The organism is Protofrankia symbiont of Coriaria myrtifolia, from assembly GCF_900634755.1.
In the GTDB taxonomy this organism is placed as follows: Bacteria; Actinomycetota; Actinomycetes; order Frankiales; family Frankiaceae; genus Protofrankia; species Protofrankia coriariae.
In genome coordinates this window covers 1-3,993 of record NZ_CAAAFS010000242.1, presented here as the reverse complement: position 1 = coordinate 3,993, position 3,993 = coordinate 1, and the positions used below count along the sequence as shown (strand labels likewise).

The window sequence follows — 3,993 nt, the reverse complement described above, 5'->3', positions numbered from 1 at the left end:
TCCCGGCACCGCGCCACCCGCCCCGACCGTCTGGCCATCCGCTCCGGAGCCTTCCGCGGACGTGCCGCCCGCGACCACCGGTGAGGGGCCGGCCGCCGCCGGGACCACCGCCGGGACCACCGCCGGCGGCGGGTCGCGCTCCCTGCCGCCCGTGCCCAAGGTGCTCCCGCCCCGCGTCACCCGGCCGAAGGCGGTGGCCACGACCGGCGTCACGGCACAGCCGTCGCCGCCGCGAACCGGCCCGTCCGTTCAGCCGCCGTCCGTTCAGCCGCCGCCTGTTCACACCGAGCAGCCACCGCCACCGCCGCCGGTCACGCCGACGCCGTCGACCAGTGTGCCGGTGCCCACCCAGGCGGTCGGCCCCTGACAGGGAGCCTGAGCAGAGACGTTGCAGCAGGTAGGGGCGCTGCGGCAGGTACGGTGGCCGGACAGGTGGCAGCGCCGCCCAGGTGACCGGTGGCCGTTTCGCCCAGGAGCGACCGGTACGCGTCCTCATGGTCGTCGGACCTGCCGGACCCGCCGGAGCGGGACGGCCGGCGAGTCGACAGCGGCGCGGCCGTGCTGCGTTCATGCCGCTGTTCACGCTGCCGGAGGTCACAGATGCCGCAAGGACAGGACGCACGGTGACCAGTGTCGGAACGGCGTCCTCGGCGCTGTCGGTGCGCTGCTCCGAGTGGACGTGGGAGCAGGGCGTCGACCCGATCGGCTCCGCCCTGGTGTGCGACACCTTCGTGCTCGTCGAGACGCCGCCACCATGGCCACGGGACGTCGGCGACATACCGACCTTCGCCGACGTCATGCGCGGCCTGCCACGCGGGGTTCGGCTGCTCGCCGTCGCGCCGGCCGACGACCCCGCCACGGTCGCCGACAGCCAGGCCGCGACCACGGTGGAAGCGGACGCCAGTATCGATCATGAAGGAGGACGGCCCGACGTCCGGGTCACGCTCTGGCGCCGCCGGAACTCCAACGGTTTCCAGGGCAGCGACCACATCGTCCCCCGGGATCGTCTCACCGAGGGGATCCTCGGCCTCCTCGACCGTGATCTCAGCTCCGACCTCGCCGGTGGCACCGGTGCGTGGGCGACGGCCCGGCCCGCTCCCGTCGAGGTCCTGCTGTGCGGCCATGGCCAGCGGGACCGCTGCTGCGGCCGGATCGGCACCCGTCTGCAGCTCGACGTGGCGTCGGCCTGGCCCGGCGTGCGGGTCCGGCGGTGCAGCCACACCGGCGGACACCGGTTCGCCCCGACCGGTTTCACCTTCCCGGACGGACGGGCCTGGGGCTTCCTCGACGCCCCGGCCCTCGACGGGATCGTACGGCGCGCCAGCACCCCCGCCGAACTGCGCGGACGGTACCGGGGGAGCACCGCGCTCGACCAGTGGGGGCAGGTGGCCGAGCGGGAGCTGTTCGAGCGTTTCGGCTGGGGCTGGCTCGACCACGAGCTCACCGCCTCCCGTACCGAGGTCGCCGCCGACAGGCCGACTGGCAACGGTGGAGCTGGCCTGGCAGGGACCGACCGGCGCCGCAACAGCCACCGCGTCCGTCGCGGTGGTCCGAAACGTCCCCGTCCCGCTCTGCGGCGAAGCCCTGGACCACGCCGAAAAAACCAGTCCCGAACTGTCTCTGCGCTCAATCGAGATCCGACGGACCCGCGGAACTCAGGGTATTTCGTCGGCATCCGCCCGATCTTTTCCACCAGCGGGAAATTCGGCACCGTGAGCTTCCCGCCAGCGCCGTGGGTGGTCAGACAGAAATACGTTGCCTTCCACCGCCAGCCCGAACATGAGGGTGTGCCCGAACCGGGGAGTGTTTCCACCGACAGACGCTCGATCGCCGTCGCGGGTGTGCCAGACATAACTGAGCAGGCCGAGGCCCACGGCGGTGATGTAGGTTCGTGCCTCCACCAGTTCGAGGGGTGTGACTCCGGCATGGAACAACCTGCCGGCGACGCTGGCTCCGAACGCCCACAGAACGGTCGCCACGGTGACGGCGAGAAATCCGACCCTGGAGTGAAGAAGGTCGCCGCGTGGTGCATCACCGTCACGCGGCGAGCGTCGGATCAGACGTACCAGCGCAGCAGGACGCTTCCCCACGTCATGTCTCCTCTGAATCCACTGTCGATTGGCCGGGATCGGGCCGCGCGTCGGCGGGCTGTTCGGGTTCGCGTTGGCTGGCCGGCACACGAGCCTTCTGCAGGGCTGATCGTCAGCCGCTCGGCTGAAGTGCGGCGCGTAGGATCGGCGCGATGCCGATGTTGCTGGTTGTCCACCACACGCCGTCGCCGACGATGCAGGCGATGCTGGAGGCCGTGCTCGCCGGGGCGCGCGACGACGCGATTGAGGGCGTGGACGTGGTGGTCCGCCCCGCGCTTGTCGCCACGGCCGTCGACGTGCTGGCCGCCGACGGCTACCTACTCGGCACGCCGGTGAACATCGGCTACATGTCCGGTGCCCTCAAACACTTCTTCGATCAAGCCTATTACCCCTGTTTGGACGTCACCGTCGGCCGCCCTTACGCGCTGTACGTGCATGGCAACAACGACACGATGGGTGCGGTGCGGGCGGTGGAGTCGATCGCTACCGGCCTGCGCTGGCGGCGGTTGCGCGAGCCGGTGACGGTGATCGGTACCCCGGACGCGAAGGACCGGGAGGCATGCTGGGAGCTGGGCGCCAGCACGGCGGCGAGCCTGATGCCGTAGCGCTCGGGTCTGGTTGGGCACCGAGGATGCATTCATGCGCCATGCATGAACGCGTGGTAGCGTGGACGTATGAGCGAGTCCGCCGACGTGGGCATCATCCAGGTGCGCGATGTCGATCCGACGACGCTCGCGGTCCTCCGCGAACGCGCTAGATCGCTCGGCCAGTCACTGTCCGGGTACTTGCGGGACCTGATGGATGCCGACGCGGCCACGGAGACCAACGCCGAGGTCATCGCCCGCATCGCCCGCGACAGGGAACCGGTGGAGCTCACCATGGACGACATCCTCGCGGCGCGCGACGAGGGACGGCGTTGACCCTCACGTACGTGGTTGACTGCTCGCTCGTCATTGATGTGCTGTCCGTCCGCAATGGCGACGAGGTGCTCCGGCAGCGCCTGTCCGCCCCGCGCACGCTGCACGCCCCGCACCATCTCGACGTCGAGGTCGCGTCAACAGTCCGCGGGCTTGCCGCCGGAAAGAAGATCACTGACCATCGCGGCGAGCAGATGCTGGCTGACTACGCGCGCCTGCGGATCACCCGTCATCCGGTCTGGCCCTACCACCCCCGGCTGTGGGAGCTGCGGCACAACCTCGGCGCCTACGACGCCGCCTACATCGCGCTCGCCGAAGCACTCGGCTGCGAACTGCTCACAGGCGACACCAAGATCAAAAATGCTGCCGGACACCGCGCGACGGTCATCGTCACCCGGTAGCAGAAGCGGGCACGCTTCCCTGGGGATGACCAATGGACCCGGCACCCTTGGAGCGACGGTCGCGGCCAGCCTGATGCCCGCGTGATCCGGACGAGTCAGGCAGATCATGTGGGAAGGCCGGCGGTTCGCCCGCGCGAGACGACGTGCCGGACGTCGGTGATCACCGACGTTGGCGTCGATATCGGCGAGGAATCCGACGAATGGACGTGCGGTGCGTTGTTCTTGACATCGGGGGTGTGCTGGAAGTGACGCCGCCGACCGAATGGGTGCGGCGATGGGAACGGGAAGCGGGGCTGGCGGCGGGCACTGTCTTCGAGCAGCTGCATGACGTCTTCCTCGCGGGCTCGGTGGGAACGATGTCAGAGGCCGAGGTGATCGCCGCTGTTCGCGTCCGGTTGAGTCTCTCCGAGGACCAGATGACCAGCTTCTGGGCACTCATGTGGGAGGAATATCTGGGGACGTTGAACGTCGAACTTTTCGAATGGTTCCGGGGGCTCCGGTCACGATTTCGTACGGGAATCCTCAGTAACAGTTTCGTCGGTGCGCGCGAGCGTGAGCAGGAACGCTATGGCTCAATGGCGCTTA

Annotated in this window: 4 protein-coding genes and 3 pseudogenes; 6 read left to right on the top strand and 1 reads right to left on the bottom strand. The window is 69.3% G+C overall.

All coding sequences use genetic code 11. From position 1 onward, the window contains the following. Positions 1–367, top strand: a pseudogene (locus CM1CMNOD_RS13635) (hypothetical protein); the annotation flags it as partial. A 127-nt stretch (positions 368–494) separates the two neighbouring features. Beyond that, positions 495–1,271 (top strand): annotated as a pseudogene (locus tag CM1CMNOD_RS23200) (sucrase ferredoxin); the annotation flags it as partial. Between the two features lie 384 nt (positions 1,272–1,655). On the opposite strand, the gene CM1CMNOD_RS21820 reads toward CM1CMNOD_RS23200, so the two are convergent. Continuing rightward, positions 1,656–2,090, bottom strand: a complete 435-nt coding sequence (locus tag CM1CMNOD_RS21820) for a hypothetical protein (RefSeq protein WP_013874182.1) — start codon at positions 2,088–2,090, stop codon at positions 1,656–1,658. A 143-nt stretch (positions 2,091–2,233) separates the two neighbouring features. On the opposite strand from CM1CMNOD_RS21820, the gene CM1CMNOD_RS13625 reads away from it, so the two are divergent. From CM1CMNOD_RS13625 to CM1CMNOD_RS13610, 4 genes and pseudogenes are all read left to right on the top strand, one after another. Then, positions 2,234–2,695 carry a flavodoxin family protein gene (locus CM1CMNOD_RS13625; RefSeq protein ID WP_043603704.1) on the top strand — a complete coding sequence of 154 codons (462 nt, stop codon included), beginning with the start codon at positions 2,234–2,236 and terminating at the stop codon, positions 2,693–2,695. Positions 2,696–2,764: 69 nt separating this feature from the next. Beyond that, a complete protein-coding gene (locus tag CM1CMNOD_RS13620) occupies positions 2,765–3,010 on the top strand; it encodes a hypothetical protein (protein WP_013874180.1) in 246 nt (81 codons plus the stop codon). After that, a complete protein-coding gene (locus CM1CMNOD_RS13615) occupies positions 3,007–3,408 on the top strand; it encodes a type II toxin-antitoxin system VapC family toxin (protein WP_013874179.1) in 402 nt (133 codons plus the stop codon). Before CM1CMNOD_RS13620 ends, CM1CMNOD_RS13615 begins: the two co-directional genes overlap by 4 nt. A gap of 236 nt (positions 3,409–3,644) precedes the next feature. Beyond that, a pseudogene (locus tag CM1CMNOD_RS13610) lies at positions 3,645–3,993 on the top strand (HAD family phosphatase); the annotation flags it as partial.